Origin of the sequence: Ruminococcus sp. 1001136sp1, assembly GCF_039841815.1 — a bacterium.
Taxonomy (GTDB): Bacteria; Bacillota; Clostridia; order Lachnospirales; family Lachnospiraceae; genus Blautia_A; species Blautia_A faecis.
Map to the genome: position 1 here is coordinate 1 of NZ_JBDPGY010000004.1, position 15736 is coordinate 15736.

The following is a 15736-nucleotide window of genomic DNA, read 5'->3' on the forward strand; positions in this document are numbered from 1 at the left end:
GAAAGGGCAGTTAATGAAAAGTCTCCATACTGCTTTTTCGTTTGCACCACCTTCGATTCTTTCCTTAACGATTTATCTTTTTCTTTCTGAAAATGGGCAATTCCGCAATGGAACTGCCCATATATCTTTAAAATATGCGATTTTTAAGGCTCTGCACCGTTTCAAGCACCATTTGGTGTAAATTTGGTGTATTTGTGTATTTTCAGAGCTTTTTCACAAATGAAGTACATCCCGTTTTGTAAGGTAAAACGGTACTTCTTAATAGAGCTTTGCACCTGCCGGAATATGGTCATCTACCATAAGGAGATGAAGCTTTTCTTCGCCTTCTTCTTCGTGTACTGCACTGAGAAGCATACCACAAGAGTCAATGCCCATCATTGCTCTTGGAGGAAGATTTGTGATTGCGATAAGTGTCTTACCAACAAGTTCTTCCGGCTCGTAATATGCGTGAATACCGCTTAAAATGGTTCTATCTATGCCTGTTCCGTCATCAAGAGTGAACTGAAGGAGTTTCTTTGACTTCGGTACAGCAACGCATTCTTTAACCTTAACTGCTCTGAAATCTGACTTTGAGAATGTATCAAAATCAACATCTTCTTCAAACAAAGGCTCAACCTTTATCTTAGAAAAATCAATTTTTTCCGGCTCTGAATTTGGTGTAGAAACCTCTTTAGAACTTACACCATTTTCGGATTTTACACCACCGAGGGTCTTCATTGTCGGGATTTCTAACTGCATACATCTTATACAATTTAATTCCCTTTATTAAAACACTTTACAGCCTTTCATCATTTATTCTCTAAACCTTTAGAACTGATTAAGGCTCTTTAATTTGTCGTACTCTTGTCGTACTATACAAATTTTGTCGTACCTCCTCAGCAAAACTAAATCAGACTCTTTCCTAAAATACATCTAATTTTTTTGCTAATTCCTGCATCGACTCATGCTTTTTTGTTTCTGTAACTTCTGCATAAATGTCCATCGTAGTTTCAATATTTGCATGTCCCATGATAGACTGAATTACCTTTAAATTTGTCTCATTTTCACAAAACCTCGAACAAAAAGTATGTCTCAAATGATGACATGAAAAATGCGGTATAAGAATCGGCTCTCTCTTTTCTTTGGCAGCTTTTAGCACCTCTTCTACATTATATGCTTCGTATATACGCTTAATTGCTCTATTGATAGCCTGTGGATTATGTACATTTCCAAAACGATTAGAAAAAACAAATCCAGACATTCCATCAATTTCTGTTTCATTGAACCCGTTTTCTTCTTGAAATGCATACTCTCTTTTAAGAGCTTCATAAACTGTATCAAGCATAGGAATCATTCTTATGCCCGCCTCTGTTTTAGGTAATGATACGGCAAATGAACAAATACCATGTCCCTTATATTCCCTGCTATAATAAACCAAACTATGATTGATACTAATTATCCGCTTCTCAAAATCAATGTCATCCCACCGGATTCCAATCGCCTCACCTATTCTGCAGCCAGTGCCAAGTAAAAACTTGAATAATGTCACCCAGCTTTCAAACCTTTCATTATTCTCTATGTATCTTATGAAAGCTCTCTGTTGCTCCAAGGTTAGTGCATGTCTCACACCATGATTTCGCCCCGGTAGCTTTTTTACTTGTGCCATTACCCCATCACTCGGATTAGTTCTGATAATATTATCCCTTACTGCTAACTGAAAGGTTGGATGTAACACCGTATGAATAGTCTCTAGCGTATTCACTTGCATTTTCTTATCTTTCAATAAGTATTGATAAAATTGTAGGACATCTGAAAACTTAATCACAGCAATCTTCTTTTTGCCAAACCCATCTTTCACGAAACGATCATACATATATTTATAATTCGTTCTTGTTGTTTCTCTCAATTCTGATTTTGTAGAAATATATCTATCAAAAACAAAATTAACTGTTGCACTGCCTGCAACATAGGTGTCCAGACCGTCTAGCTGATCTTTAACTAACTGTTCTTCACGTTCTCTTAATGTCTTAATATCTTTTGAATAAATGCTGCGTCTTCTGCCTAATGTATCCATATATGTATACACATACTTTCCATCGCATTTACGTTGTGTTTCGCCTTTTCTTAATACCCTCCCTTTTCTATCCTTCCTTGAATATGCCATTTTTCTCCTTTCTCAAGGAAAGAATTTTCACACTTAGCTTCTTTGGGAATCTTCCATTGCATACTGCAAATCAATTCCTTTTTGTAGCACTTCTGTTACGGTCATGTCATGTTTGGACGCATATTCTCTAAGTTTTGTGGCTTCTTCCTCTGTCAGTTTCAATCCAATCAACGTATTTTTCGGATTCGCTGACTTTGGTCTTCCCATTTTAGCCACATCGTACACCTCCATCCATTTCTCCTTTATTATACTTTTGGTTTAACCGTAAGTCAAGTGTATTTTCCTTTTCTCTGAAAATCTTTCCTTATCAAAAATAATTCTTTTACTGCACCCGGAATGTTTCAAGATATTGATCAAAAATATCTAAGTCAACCAATACCATTCTGTCTATCTTCAAGATGGCTCCCGCATCCTTTGCTAATGTCTGAAATTTATTCATTCCCATACTGTACATTTCTGCACCCTCTTTATATCTGACTAACCTTTTCTTTTCCACTTTTTTTGTTGCTCTTTGCATATTCTTTTATTCCTTTTCTCTCTATATTAATATAAAAATTCTGCAGGCGGCTGTCGGGAAACAGCCTCATTGGAATCACACCATCTTTTCAGACCGGGCAGCCATCCCGGAAGTATCATTATCAGAAACAGTGTCTTCGCCACAAAGTTCCCACACTCTGCCTACAGCCAGATATGAATCGCTCATGTCAATTTCTCATAAACACGTATTCACGTACTCCAACCTTGCGACACGGTGTCGCAAAGTTACCATCATGACATTCATGGCGTATCCGCTGCCAGGCTATACTGTTTCATTTGTCCCGCAGAATAAAATATTCTGTTATCAAGGTGCAATTTATTTCTTAAAATCAACTTTTATACGTTAAATGTCTCCTATCAGAAGCCAGCAGAAAGGGATACTGGTTTCCAGTCATTCTTAACGTACTATTTTAAATTCTAAAATCGTTTTCAGCAGTTTCGCTTCTAATCTGTCACGCAGAGTTTTATCTACGCAGTAATGAACGTTTCCATATTCATCATACATTTTTCTGGTTGCCAGCTTTGCTATGTAGCCTTCATAATGTTTCATTACCGTATTAATTGCCATAACATTACCTGTTGTAGCATCCTCAATAATGCAAAATGGAAGCAGCCATTTTTCTTCTGTATTTTTATTTTTTACACTCACTTTTGTTTTCCTCCATTATCTGCTTCAGCAATTCCAATGAACGTGTCCGGTGCTCATGCACCGTACTTCTAACAAGATTCATTTTCCTTGCAATCGCAGCATCACTCATCTCCATAAAATATGACAGCAGAATTACTTCTCTTTTTCTATCCGTCAACGCATTCAATGCCTCTGTCAGTAAAGAACTTTTCACTTTCACATCATACTCACATGTTTTAAAAAAGTAGGATGTTTCATTATATTCATCCACTACTGACAGTTTCCCTGTCTGACATTCAGATAGTTCTGAAAACAATATTTCATGTTTTCTCCGATAATCCATATGCCTGTCATAATCTACCACTTCGCCATCCAGCGCCAGTTTGCACTTTCGATCAAACTGATGCCTGACCGTTGTTTCGTCATAGGAAGAAGATTGCTCCATAGAGTTCACCTCCTTCCCGATCGCAAGATATGAGCAAAGGTCTTTTCCCTTTCACCCATATCCCGTATGGAAAGTACGCGATGTTCGGGTCTGGAAGAATTTTTTTATCTTTATAATAAGAAACGCCTCCTGAGCCGAAGCCTAGCAGACGTTTTTCATTACCGAAACAGTGTTGCTTATAAAAAATAAACGATTCTTTTATCCTCAAATAAAATAAGCGGAAATAATAGATTTCGTCTACTATTCCCGCTTATTATCTCTTTTCTATTTTATACTTTACTACCCCAATATATTGTGAAATCAAAACTGCTGCCATTGTCACTGCAACCAAAGACACTATTGCATTCATCCCAGTAAGTGTACAAATCCCCGCAAACACATATATGCCCACAATAATTTTTACAGCTACCTTTCTGCAGTGTTTTTTTTCATCTGCATCAAGTTCCCGGTTAATGCTTTGTACCGGAGCCATATTCCAAATTAGAACACTGCTCAACACAATTATTCCCCACGCAAGATTTAAAGGTTGTGTATACAAACGATTAACAACCAGTACCAATGTCTGCACAGTAACAGAACACATAAAGCAGGCATCAAAGCTGTTTAGATGCACTCCACCAACAAAACTGCGCAACATCATAAAAATTCCTGTAACCACTGCAAATTCCGGAATCATATGCAAATATACCGCAATTCCAAAACAGGCCAAAAGACAGCTCAACATTTCAAGTCCTATTTGAAACCCATATTGGTATATTTCATATGATTCTTCTGGAACAGCACCGGATTTAACAATATAACTTGTCAGTTTTTCAGAAAAATATTTCATGTTACATCTTTTTCATTTTCCTCAGTGTTTCCGGCATTTTAGGCTGATGGAAGATATAGCAGCATGCACTATCCGCTGACATTTTTCCAAGTTTCAAAGATACGTTTGCTAATGCTTTAGCTGACTGTTTTTTTACATTTTTAGAATTCATAATCTGAATCTCCTTTCATTTGTTTCCTCTACACTACTACAAAAAAAACTGAATTTGTCTTTCTTGTAAAAAAAACGAGTGTTGATGTAACTTTTTCTATTTCCCTTTAAAAATAAAAAGTAGCGGCGACATTTATATCACTGCTACTTCTCTTTTAACCCGTATTTTCCTAAATACCAATTCCATCGGGCAACATCTTCTATTTTCTTTCTATACTCCTCTGAACTCTTGGCTATTTCTAAGTAGTCATAGGCGCCCGCCATTAACGTTGAAAAAATATTTTGCGGTGTTCCTTCTTCCATCAGCGTAAGGATTGGTATCCTTTGTCCCAGCCTCCCCTTTACCTGAACAATTGTTTTAAATGTACCTTTCTTAACCATTTCTTTATCAAAGTACATAATAACTATATCCAGCATGTCCATTAAATGTTCAGGATGCATAGAATGTCTCAAAATGGTGTCATACTGATCTGTATTTCTTATGATGTGTCTTACCTGAACGCCTGAAAATTTCTTTATTACATCTCTAAAACAAGAGTCATCTTTAAGCTCCAAAAACGCATCATACACATATGAAAATCCCGTCAATATTTCATTAATGTATTTTTTTACATTCCTAGAATATTTCTCTGAAAATGGCAAGTTTTTTGCACCTTTAATCTGAACTCTTTGTTTTTCATACCTAACCATATCCGTATACATATTTATTGGCACTAAAACCTCATCCATCACGTATCCCTTACCGTTAATTGCACTAATATCTATGCCTTCATTTACATCATTTTGACGAAGTCTGCTTTCCAAAAGTAGTGTTCTTTTTACACTATCAAATTCATAATTAATTTTCTCGTTTAAAACATCATCATTAAAACTGTTGGGCTGTTGTATAAAAGTTTCTAAATCAATTATTACCGGATATTCTCCATATGCAATTAAATTTTCCATATGCAAATCCGTAGCATTTAATATATATGACAACGCTAAGATTTCTCCAAATCTAATATAAAAATTCTGTAACTCATATTCTGTTTCGCATAAACAATGGTCTAAAAATTCTTCATATCCATGGTCTTCAAATGAGAGAGATTTTAGCTTCTTTAATACATGTATCTTTCCAGTTTTATTAAGAAAATCAATAAGATTATTATATGCCTCATTAATTTTTAAATTTCTAGGTTTATAAACTAGTTTTTTATTATTGGCAAACTCAAGTATAGTAACTGTTTTACCAAAATTATGCGTATCACCTATTCCAATAGCTACTTTATTTAATACGAACTCCCCGTCAACTATCCCAAATTCTTCCTTGAGAATTTCTTTATCATTTTTTATAAAATCCCATATTTCTTTGATATTATTAATAAACAAAATCGAAAGTTCCGTATAGAGTCTTGCAAGTACAGAATATTTTTCATAAAAGCTTTTCAAAAATTCCATATTTTCAAATAATGAAATAAAATATTTGAATCTTTCTGCAGAAGTATCTCCTTTTAGGTTCTGAGATTCTTTAAGATGATTTAATTCCATTATCATTGCTTTATTTCCCAAATCCACTAACTTTAATGTAAATTGACGCAAGATGCCATCCAAACAGTCTTTTGTGAATTTAATTCCCTCCAAAGACTCAATTAATTGTTTTTCTACATATTTCACAAAATGTCTAACAATGTAATTAAACCCCTCATCTTGACCCCAGTACGATTTCTCTTCGTAAAGGATATTAGTATTTAATATTTCCCAATAAGTACAACGCCATATATGTTCAACTTCACTCTTTTCATATAGTTTTACGATATTTTCGTCTGGCTCTCGTGTTACAGCATAAGAAAAAATCTTTTTATCATACTGATTGTACTGTAACATCTTTTGGAACTGTTTTTGTGACAAAAGGCTCATATCATTACGCCACTGAATCAATGCATCAGTATTCTCTTTTTCAATTTTTCCAAACTCTTTTAAAATATTGTATCTTTCATTTATTGTTAATGATTTATAAGACATTATTTCACTCGTATGATGTTTATAGAAGCTAAAACATCACATTTCCCTTTCTTTTAGTGATGTGACATAATACATTCACATGCTATGAACTTTAGATTGTTTTTCTATTTCCCAACTACTTGAAGGAATGTATTACTACGGTTTTATTTTTATTATTTATATTCAGGATGTGCCACGTAGATATTCCTATCAAAGCACTTATTTCAATAACATTCAAAACTTACTACGCAAAAAATGTTATGAAGAAAAATTCCATTACAATGCAAATTGTGTCGTAAAACTAACTCGCATCATTTTTAGGCTACTCACTGACAACATTCTGTTTAACTTAGATTAATAACTAACTATTCATATAAATTTATGAAAAAAACTCTTATGGTGGAATTAAATTTATGGTTGATTTTTCATAGCTAATTTTATATTTTTAGTAAAAAGAACATGTCTAAATTTTTGAAATTTTAAACATGTTCTTTTATTAGCAAGCACTTCATTGTTTGTTATTATTCTTTACATAAAATTGCTGTCGTTAAGTATGATCCTACTGCTGTAAATAGTGCACTGCAGATAAATGTAGACCGCGGAGATACGGTTGGATCATCCCCACCATATATTTCATTTAACTCATTATGAGAAAGTTCTCTCATACTTTCTCCCACAACATTTTTTTTATTCATAATGTTTCTCCTATCCTAAGCATTCTTTATTATAAGAAAAAATACCTGAAATTGCTGATAAAGAAGCACCGATACAAACTTTTGAACTGTTCACCACAGACTTTGAAACTACAGAAACCGTCTTTGCAACTGAACAAGGGATCGTAGAGATAGGTGTTGCTGTATCTGCTCCATAAATATTTACTAACTCCTCCGTTGACAATTCTCTCATACTATTTCCGCATGGATTAATTTTTTTATTCATGTTAGACCTCCTTCAAAATGACTCCGATTTAAGTGCTTGCAATTACATCATAATCTAAGTTTTGAAACAATTTTTGTTTATGTAAAAAAAACTTGTACTATTGTTATTTTTCCTATCGCTGAAACTAAAGCAAGATTCGCCCAAGTAACTCAAAACCCACTTTGTGGATTTTGGTTACGGGCAATCTTGATGGGGATTCCGTTTCCCCATTCCCTCGGTTTCTTACACAGCAAGCTGTGTTTTTCGGCTTCTATATAGAATATAGTCGCAGCGTGATGGTTTCCATCACGAGAAAGGATAAAACATGGCAAGACCAAAAAAGCAAAAGGAACTGAAACGAAATCATCACATCATGCTCCGTCTTAATGATACGGAATATGATATTGTCACAGAAAATGCCCAAACAGCTAATCTGCCTGTAGCGGAATATGCACGTAAGCAAGTGATGAACCAGCGTATTACGATGAAATATGAAGTAGTGGCTGATGTGCCGGAACTGAAAAAACTGATTTCTGAATTTGGAAAGATAGGCAGTAACCTGAACCAGATTGCAAAATATTTTAATCAGGGTGGAATCCATTCACAGGAAATGAGGGCAGCAATTAACCAGTGTATTACCGAACTTTATGAGATGAAATATAAAGTGACCAAAATGGCAGGAGTTTTTCATGGCGATACTGAAACACATAGCAAGTAAAAATGCCGATTACGGAGAGGCACAGCGGTATTTGATTTTTCAATATGATGAATCCACAAAGAAACCGCTGCTTGATGAGAACGGACATCTGCAGCCTCGTGAAGAATATTATCTGGACGGAATCAACTGTGATCCCTTTACCTTTGATACGGAATGTATGGAACTAAATGCAGCTTACCATAAAAACCAAAATTATAATGAAATTAAATCGCACCATTATATTCTCAGCTTTGATCCGAATGACAAGGATGAGCATGGATTAACAGGAGAACGTGCCCAACAGTTAGGTCTGGAATATGCAAAAAAGAATTTTCCCGGACATCAGGCTCTCGTCTGCACACATACAGACGGACACAATGGAAGTGGCAATATTCATGTACATATTGTAATCAACAGCCTGCGGAAATTTGATGTAGAACGTCAGGACTTTATGGAACGTCCCTGTGATTCCCTTGCAGGGAACAAACATCATCTAACAAAAAAATATCTGATTCATCTCAAGCAGGAAGTGATGGATATGTGCCGCCGGGAAAATCTGAATCAGGTGGATTTGCTGACTCCTGCCGAAAGGAAAATTACTGAAAAAGAATATTGGGCAAACCGCAGAGGGCAGGAAAAACTTGATACGAAAAATCAACGTATGATTGCCGATGGCGTCACTCCCCGTAATACTAAATTCCAGACACAGAAACAATTTTTACGGGACTCCATTGATAGTGCCGTTTCATCAGCGCATACTCTGGAAGAATTTCAAAAGATTCTTTCTGAAAAGTATGGGATACTTATAAAAGAAAGCAGAGGACGATTCAGTTATCTCCATCCGGAACGTACTAAACCGATTACCGGAAGAAATCTGGGAACCCATTATGAAAAGAATTATCTTCTGCAGGTAATAGGAAATAATGTAAAATGTCACGATGAAGAGGTTGTAACTCCCGTTCCGAAAGCCGCCATACCTGCACCGGAAATGTATGCTGCTCAAAATAGTTCCATTCCACATGAAACTGCGTTTGCCATTCTTTTTATAAAATCAGATTTACATTTGGTTACGGATTTGCAAAACTGTGTAAAAGCTCAGCAGAATGCCGCCTACGCCAGAAAAGTAAAACTGTCCAATCTGAAAGAAATGGCAAAAACGGTAGCCTATGTTCAGGAACATGGTTACGATTCTCTCGATGCTCTGGAAACTTCCTTTTCATCTGTAAAAGAGCATACAGACACTTTCCGAAAAAATCTAAAATCAACGGAAAGAGACTTACGGGAAATCAACGAACAGCTTCACTACACAGGACAGTACCTTGCGAATAAAGCTATCTATACTAAATTTTGTCAGAGTAAAAATAAGGGTGTTTTCCGTAAAGAGCATTCCGCTGAAATTGCACTTTATGAAACTGCCCGGAAATTCCTGAAGGAGAAATCCGGCAATATAAAACTCCCTTCTATGAAATTGCTGAAAGAAAAGAAAGAAGAATTGTTAAAACAGAAAAAGTCAGCCCAAGAGCAGTATCAATATTATCGAGATTATCAAAAAGAATTGAATACGGTTCGTTCTAATATAAATTCTATTCTAGGAAAAGAATATCCTCACCAAAAAACTCATACAAAAGAACAGACTCTCACGTAATATTGGAATTATACAATGCTTTCAGATACCTTGTTTCAAATGAGTTGCTCTTGATAATTCAGGTATAATATGGTATGTTGATTGAAAGAAATATGAGAAAAGGATAGAATTACATGAATATTGATCTGAATAAAGTACAAAGATTTTTAGACTGGCTCAAAACACAGCTCTATTTAGATACGTTGGTTGTAAACGCAAGCAGACGAGTTGTAAAACGTGGACAAGTATATCGTTGCAATTTCGGTATGGGGATCGGAAGTGAAATGCAAAAAGAACGACCTGCTGTTATTGTACAAAATAGCATCGGAAATTTAAAATCTGGGAATACTATCGTGATTCCCATTACACATGATACAAGCACTTTACCTTGTGTTGCTGTCATTACCACACAATATGAAGCAGATGGTACAACTACCAAACTGGACGGACAGGCAAATGCCTCAAATATCATGTGTGTAAGTAAATCCCGTTTGGGTACATATATCTGTGATTTACCTGCCAGTGATATGAAGAAAGTTGACGAAGCTCTTGCAAAAACAATGGGGCTGATTGGTTACTATGCAGACTTAAATAAAAAGCTTTCTGATAAACTTACATATATTTCCAAAATTAAAGCAGAACGAAATACTGCACAAGATACATTAAAAGAAATTTATTCTGTTTTGGGTCTTGAAGAAACAGGCGATACAACCGAATTACTGGATTATTTAAAAAACCATATTGACACAAAACAATAAATCATGTACTATATAAGTACAAAGAAATCCCTTTCCGGTGTGTTGGGGACATTACCAAATTTTCAAAGGAAAGGGACTCAGGGTGAGTTCCTTTTTGCTACATATTTTATTTTTAATTAACATATGATAAGAACACAAAGTAGCTTTGGATCGGATATCCAAAGTTTTACCGGAGAAGGGAATCCGTTGAACGGTTTTCCCTTCTCTGTTTTTATAAAACGTTACAACCTTTATTTCCGTCTGCGCTCCATATCTTCCGCCACTGCCATCTGCGGTACTTCCTTTCCGCTTCGTTTTGCAATCTCTGCCTGTTTTTGGTGCAGCTTTACCAATACCGATGTCCTGGTCTTTTTCGGAGGCATATTGTTCCGTCTGCCGTCAATCATATTGTAGTTTTGTTCTTCACTGATTTCCGAACTGCGGAGATATTCCCCATTTTCCATATACTTCTGCCAGTTTTCAAGCGGCGGCTTTTCCTCTGGCTTCTGCACAGGCTTTGGTGGGTGCAGATACTCTCTGATCTGCTGCTTTGCGTTCTCATCAAAGCCGTTCCGGTTATCCTCCGCCACAATTTTCCCTTCTGCATCCAGTATCACATAGGCAGCATTCCTGCCGTATTCCATATGTTCCATAAGAAAAAATTCCCTGCCGTCTATAATCAGGGTGTCCAGCACCAGCCAGCTTCCTGCTTTGCCTTCAATATGAAAATTCGTAGTTTCAAAGGTAAGCAGCGCCCCGGATGAGCCAATGCGGATAAAACCTGCAATGACGGTAAAACCTTCTTTTTCTACATAGTAAGCGGTAATCTCGCCCTCTCGGTTCAAAACCAGCACATCACTGACACTGAGGGAATGACCGTCGAAGCTTTTCGGTATTTTCTTTTGCAGGCGTTCTCTTATGTTTTCGGGAGTATCCTGCCGCTGCATTTTGCCAAGATACACCTCCCTGTAATATTCGTACCGCACCTGAATCCCGCTTTGCTGCAGTTTTTCATAAGACCGGAAACGCATCTGTCTCGTCTCCGGCCCGTTTTTTAACTGATATACCGCAAACTGGTTTATATCCATTCCTTATCCTCCAAAAGTTCTGTCAAATACGGGGTTAAATCCATTTTGGAAAATTCCTCCTCTGTCAGATGTTCCATCTTCTCCAATGTCCCCTTTACAAGAGCAGTCATCTCTGTATCATGCTTCAAAAACGGAAGTATCTTTTTCATCTCTTCCTTCGTCTGTTCGCAAGTATCCTCCTGACAAATCGCCATAAGAAGGCATTCATCCTGTTCAAATTTTTTCATCATAATTCCGGTTCTCCTTTTCTGCGTCCCTGTGTTTTCTGTTCTGTCTGTCCTGTCTCCTGCGCTTTCAGCTTCGCCTGCCGTTCCCTGAGCGCCTGTAAGACAGACTGTTTCTTCCCTTTACCCTTGGCTGTCTGTATGTCCGCTTTCGGTGCTTTTTCAGCCGTTTTCTCCAGCTCCAAAGGCTTTTCTTTTTCCGGTTCCGTCAGTTCCTTCTCTTTCCATTTATCTAAAATTTTCTCCATATCCACGATAGCCTGCTGTACCAGCGGACTGTCCCGGTAATGCGGGATTTCATTAATAAATTCCGTCTGCATTTTTCCCGCCGTCATCAGTTCATATGTCCCGTCATAGATACTGCCGTCCTCCAGACGGAAACCAATCCCTTTGATCCCGTTCATCCGGTCTGCCGGGATGGTCTGGTACAGTTCTGCCGCTTCCTGAAGGCTCAAATCTTCATGATATTCTCCAAGAATGTGAAACTCTGTACACTCTGCCACATAAAAGCTGATTTTGGGTTCCGGTTCTTTTCCATCAGAAGCAGATAAGGAATGTCTCGCTTCTTCTATCTCTTCCTGTGCCGCTTTTTCTGTTTTCTCCTGCAGTTCTTCACAGTCTATACGTGTACAGTCCTCCAGCGCATAACCCTCTTCTGCAAGAAGATCCCCCGCAGCTTCCTCGATTGTCATATCATCGCTGTCCTCATAAATGCCGCCGTCTATCTCCCGGTAATCCATACCATAAAATGTATAATCATAACCGCCTTCTGTATCCTGGATAAACAAAAATCGGTCTTCCGCCTGATATGCAAGTTCTGTCTCCTGACCAGAAAGATTCCATATATCATTTTGTCCCATTTCCTGTTCATGGTTCATCTCCTGCCCTGCTTTACGGAACAAATTTACAAATCCATCCAATACTGCCGGATGGCTGTTTACAATATAATCTGCATTCAAGTCTGTTCCCCTGCTGACATTCTCCGGTATTTGAATCGTTTCTGCCCATGCTTTATTGTCTCTGGAATATCTGCCGTCATAAGAATGCTTCTGTATCGTGTTTGCAAGCACAAAGGAAATTCTCTCTGCACCATATGCCTCCAATACCTTTTCTGCAGTTTCCTGTGCAAGATGCATCCCATCAAAATTTTCCTTAATTGCTTCTTCAATGGCATTTTTACAGTCTAAATTCAGCTTTCTGGAATCCAGATAATCATCCGCAGCGCCATGTTCCATCGCATAGGATAATGTGTGAGGATAAACGGGCGGATAATTTTTCTCCAAAGATGTACCCTGTTCGCTCTCCGGGTGTTCCGGTTCCCACGTCATCCCTTTTTCCGCAAGATACTCCTGAATTGCTTCCATTGCACCCTTATCAAAACCATTCTCCAATTCCTGCGCCACCAGTTCGCCGTCTGCATTGACAATGACAGCCGCAACCGAATCACCATATTCATTGTTTTTCATAAGATAAAATATCTCATCCTTGATTTCCCGTACATCAGCGGTATGCCAAAGACCGTCATGCTGCTCAATCTCAATTCCGGAAGTATCCAGTGTTACAGCGGAATCTTCTCTTTTATGGTTCATTTTTACTTCATGCTGACGCTGCAGGATAAAGTCCGGTAATTCTGCAAATCCCATACTGTCCACATAATATGCCTTTGCACTGCCCCCGTTTGTCAAAACAACTACATCACTGACAGAAAGTGAATGTCCCTCATATCCTGCCGGATGGTTGATATTAAACCGTTCATACAGTCCCTCTAGAGTTTCTCCTTCTGACAGCTTTCCTCCATAGACCAGACGGTAATCTTCTGCATTTATTTTTAAATTATGGGCAGTCACAAAATCCATTCCCATAAAACGGTAATCTCTTCCTTTTTCAGAATCACCAAGCTGATAAATGGCATACCGCTCTTCCTTACCGGACAGATATAGATTTTCATTTGCCCGTCCGATGGCATTTTCCATTTTTTCCTGTTCTATGTTCAGGTCTATGGCATTCATTTTTTCCTGATACTCCGCAAGTGTCACCATCTCGCCTGTGAAATTCAGTTCATCTCCAAGCCGGAAATATCCCTGTTCTGGGAGGGAAAGCGGAACTGCTGTGAGAATGGTTGCGGCATGATTGACCATTACCTGTTTTTCTATGGTAAGCGGATAACCGGGATCATAATCTGCCCCTCGTAGTTCATAGCGGTGCAATCCCTCCGGGACAGCTTCCCCGGCTACACGTTCATTTATAAAAAGTGCCGGGACATCAAACAATTCTACTTCCTGATACTTTTGTTCCTTTTCCGGCATTCCGCTTTCTTCTCTGACTGCTTCCCTCCTGTGGTACTTCTCCCACACTGCCTTTTCTATCCCGAAAAGACCGTCATGCGTATCAAGTTCTCCTTCATCATCCAGCATTGCCTCCGTATCATCCGGATACAGGGCGAATATCTCAAAACCTTCCTGAAACAATTCATGTGCCCTCTCCCTTTCAACCGGAAGCATTCCCTCATTCTGATAGCCATAACGATGCAGTTCCGTCATTCCCACCATGCCATCAGGGAGAAACTCGATTTCTTTTTGTATATCCCGGCAGATTTCTGTGGCGGAACGAAGATCTGGAATCGCCTTTGCCTCCGCCAGTTTTCGGATAAGTTTCTCCGTTTCCTCTGCATTGTCAAACTTATACGCATAATTGACCAGCAGATTTCTCTCTTCGCCGCTAAAAAGTGTCCGTTCCTGTTCTACCCTGTCTATCAGTATTTCTGCCTGCTTCATGGCAGACAGTGACAGTTCCGGTTGTTCCCGCATAAGCCGCTGTATCACTTCTGTCATGCTGTCAATAAAAGAACCTGCCGTTTTCCGTATCGTATCCATCGAGGTACGCAGCTCTTTCATATCCATGCTGCTGCTCCATCCGGCAATGTAAGGAAAAGAATAATCCGAAGTATCCAAACCAAAATACTGGCAGACTGTATAGGCAACACTTTCCGCTTCTACTTCCTTTGTCATCTGGTTCTTTTTCTCTCCCTGTTCTTCCATAAAATCCCGGTCATGCAGCATCGCATGGGTAACCTCATGGATGCCTGTTTTCATTGTCTGACTCTCGCTCATACCGTTTTGGATAACAATTTCTTTCTCCGTATTACTGTAATATCCCTTTGCCCCACTGCTGATTTCATCGAAACGTACAGGCACAGGAGACACTTCCTGCACCGCTTTCATAAAAACTTTAAAGTTTTCGACACTCCCCATCAGTTCCGGCGTCTCCAGTTCCGGAAGCGGCTCTCCATCCGTCTGTGAGATGTCAAAGACACTGGCCACACGAAACCGTGGAATCACAATTTCCACCTCTTCTGTTTCCGGCTGTCCGTCAAACCGCAGCACAGGTTCCTGTGTTTCCGGATCAATCTTTTCCACTTCCTGCTTCTCCCGGATAGGTGCAGGTGCGATAATCTGGATTGCCTTCTCCCCTCGCCGCACCTGCCGCTTGAACTTCTTCTGCCATGCCTGATACCCGGCTACCAGTGTGGCGTCTGGTTTCTGCATGGCAATCAAAAGTGTATTGTTAAAACTATAATTATGGAATTGGGACATGGTTCGGAGATATTCTGTATACATTTCTGATGTAAACAGTTCTTTCACTCCCTGTTCCAGCTGTTCTGTGATTTCTTTCATCTGCAGTTCCCTTTTTTCTGCCATAAATCTCCTTTCCAAAAATCCCGTCTCCGATTTGATTT

The 15736-nt window shown here is 38.5% G+C and carries 18 protein-coding genes; 4 read left to right on the forward strand and 14 right to left on the reverse strand.

What is annotated here, in order from left to right:
* Window positions 1-181 (forward strand): hypothetical protein (locus tag ABHC48_RS04395; RefSeq protein ID WP_272066986.1); only part of this gene is annotated, 181 nt, incomplete at its 5' end.
* A 77-nt stretch (window positions 182-258) separates the two neighbouring features.
* Here ABHC48_RS04395 and ABHC48_RS04400 read toward each other — a convergent pair.
* The 11 genes from ABHC48_RS04400 to ABHC48_RS04450 form a co-directional block, all read right to left on the reverse strand.
* Window positions 259-738 (reverse strand): methionine--tRNA ligase subunit beta, encoded by a 480-nt coding sequence (locus tag ABHC48_RS04400; RefSeq protein ID WP_331667794.1) that lies wholly within the window; start codon window positions 736-738, stop codon window positions 259-261.
* A 163-nt stretch (window positions 739-901) separates the two neighbouring features.
* Window positions 902-2143 (reverse strand): tyrosine-type recombinase/integrase, encoded by a 1242-nt coding sequence (locus ABHC48_RS04405; protein ID WP_144167544.1) that lies wholly within the window; start codon window positions 2141-2143, stop codon window positions 902-904.
* 33 nt (window positions 2144-2176) lie between these two features.
* On the reverse strand, window positions 2177-2374 hold the full coding sequence (locus tag ABHC48_RS04410; protein ID WP_144167542.1) for a hypothetical protein: 198 nt from the start codon (window positions 2372-2374) through the stop codon (window positions 2177-2179).
* A 91-nt stretch (window positions 2375-2465) separates the two neighbouring features.
* Window positions 2466-2660: a DUF6462 family protein gene (locus ABHC48_RS04415; protein WP_117639540.1), complete on the reverse strand. Its 195-nt coding sequence runs from the start codon at window positions 2658-2660 to the stop codon at window positions 2466-2468.
* 417 nt (window positions 2661-3077) lie between these two features.
* On the reverse strand, window positions 3078-3329 hold the full coding sequence (locus ABHC48_RS04420) for a helix-turn-helix domain-containing protein (protein WP_144167540.1): 252 nt from the start codon (window positions 3327-3329) through the stop codon (window positions 3078-3080).
* A complete protein-coding gene (locus ABHC48_RS04425) occupies window positions 3313-3753 on the reverse strand; it encodes a sigma-70 family RNA polymerase sigma factor (RefSeq protein WP_195699253.1) in 441 nt (146 codons plus the stop codon). The genes ABHC48_RS04420 and ABHC48_RS04425 overlap by 17 nt, the downstream gene beginning before the upstream one ends.
* Window positions 3754-4006: 253 nt before the next feature.
* Window positions 4007-4582, reverse strand: a complete 576-nt coding sequence (locus ABHC48_RS04430; RefSeq protein WP_144167535.1) for an accessory gene regulator B family protein — start codon at window positions 4580-4582, stop codon at window positions 4007-4009.
* 1 nt (window position 4583) lies between these two features.
* A complete protein-coding gene (locus ABHC48_RS04435; RefSeq protein WP_144167533.1) occupies window positions 4584-4733 on the reverse strand; it encodes a cyclic lactone autoinducer peptide in 150 nt (49 codons plus the stop codon).
* Between the two features lie 143 nt (window positions 4734-4876).
* The gene (gene lanM / locus ABHC48_RS04440; RefSeq protein WP_195699254.1) at window positions 4877-6733 is read right to left on the reverse strand and encodes a type 2 lanthipeptide synthetase LanM; all 1857 of its coding nucleotides are present in this window, start codon (window positions 6731-6733) and stop codon (window positions 4877-4879) included.
* A gap of 500 nt (window positions 6734-7233) precedes the next feature.
* A complete protein-coding gene (locus ABHC48_RS04445) occupies window positions 7234-7407 on the reverse strand; it encodes a lichenicidin A2 family type 2 lantibiotic (protein ID WP_144167516.1) in 174 nt (57 codons plus the stop codon).
* A 10-nt stretch (window positions 7408-7417) separates the two neighbouring features.
* Complete coding sequence (locus ABHC48_RS04450; RefSeq protein ID WP_144167514.1) at window positions 7418-7651, reverse strand: mersacidin family lantibiotic; 234 nt, start codon at window positions 7649-7651, stop codon at window positions 7418-7420.
* A gap of 304 nt (window positions 7652-7955) precedes the next feature.
* On the opposite strand from ABHC48_RS04450, the gene mobC reads away from it, so the two are divergent.
* From mobC to ABHC48_RS04465, 3 genes are all read left to right on the forward strand, one after another.
* The gene (gene mobC / locus ABHC48_RS04455) at window positions 7956-8348 is read left to right on the forward strand and encodes a plasmid mobilization relaxosome protein MobC (protein ID WP_144167512.1); all 393 of its coding nucleotides are present in this window, start codon (window positions 7956-7958) and stop codon (window positions 8346-8348) included.
* On the forward strand, window positions 8320-9972 hold the full coding sequence (locus ABHC48_RS04460; protein ID WP_144167510.1) for a relaxase/mobilization nuclease domain-containing protein: 1653 nt from the start codon (window positions 8320-8322) through the stop codon (window positions 9970-9972). The genes mobC and ABHC48_RS04460 overlap by 29 nt, the downstream gene beginning before the upstream one ends.
* A gap of 113 nt (window positions 9973-10085) precedes the next feature.
* Window positions 10086-10709 (forward strand): type II toxin-antitoxin system PemK/MazF family toxin, encoded by a 624-nt coding sequence (locus ABHC48_RS04465; RefSeq protein WP_144167508.1) that lies wholly within the window; start codon window positions 10086-10088, stop codon window positions 10707-10709.
* Between the two features lie 230 nt (window positions 10710-10939).
* Here ABHC48_RS04465 and ABHC48_RS04470 read toward each other — a convergent pair whose 3' ends face one another.
* Genes ABHC48_RS04470 through ABHC48_RS04480 form a run of 3 tightly spaced genes read right to left on the reverse strand, consistent with a single transcriptional unit; the run spans window position 10940 to window position 15698 of the window.
* Window positions 10940-11776, reverse strand: a complete 837-nt coding sequence (locus tag ABHC48_RS04470) for a YodL domain-containing protein (protein WP_144167505.1) — start codon at window positions 11774-11776, stop codon at window positions 10940-10942.
* The gene (locus ABHC48_RS04475; RefSeq protein ID WP_144167501.1) at window positions 11767-12006 is read right to left on the reverse strand and encodes a transposon-transfer assisting family protein; all 240 of its coding nucleotides are present in this window, start codon (window positions 12004-12006) and stop codon (window positions 11767-11769) included. The genes ABHC48_RS04470 and ABHC48_RS04475 overlap by 10 nt, the downstream gene beginning before the upstream one ends.
* The gene (locus ABHC48_RS04480) at window positions 12003-15698 is read right to left on the reverse strand and encodes a DUF3849 domain-containing protein (RefSeq protein WP_243132395.1); all 3696 of its coding nucleotides are present in this window, start codon (window positions 15696-15698) and stop codon (window positions 12003-12005) included. Before ABHC48_RS04480 ends, ABHC48_RS04475 begins: the two co-directional genes overlap by 4 nt.
* Between the last annotated feature and the right edge of the window lie 38 nt (window positions 15699-15736).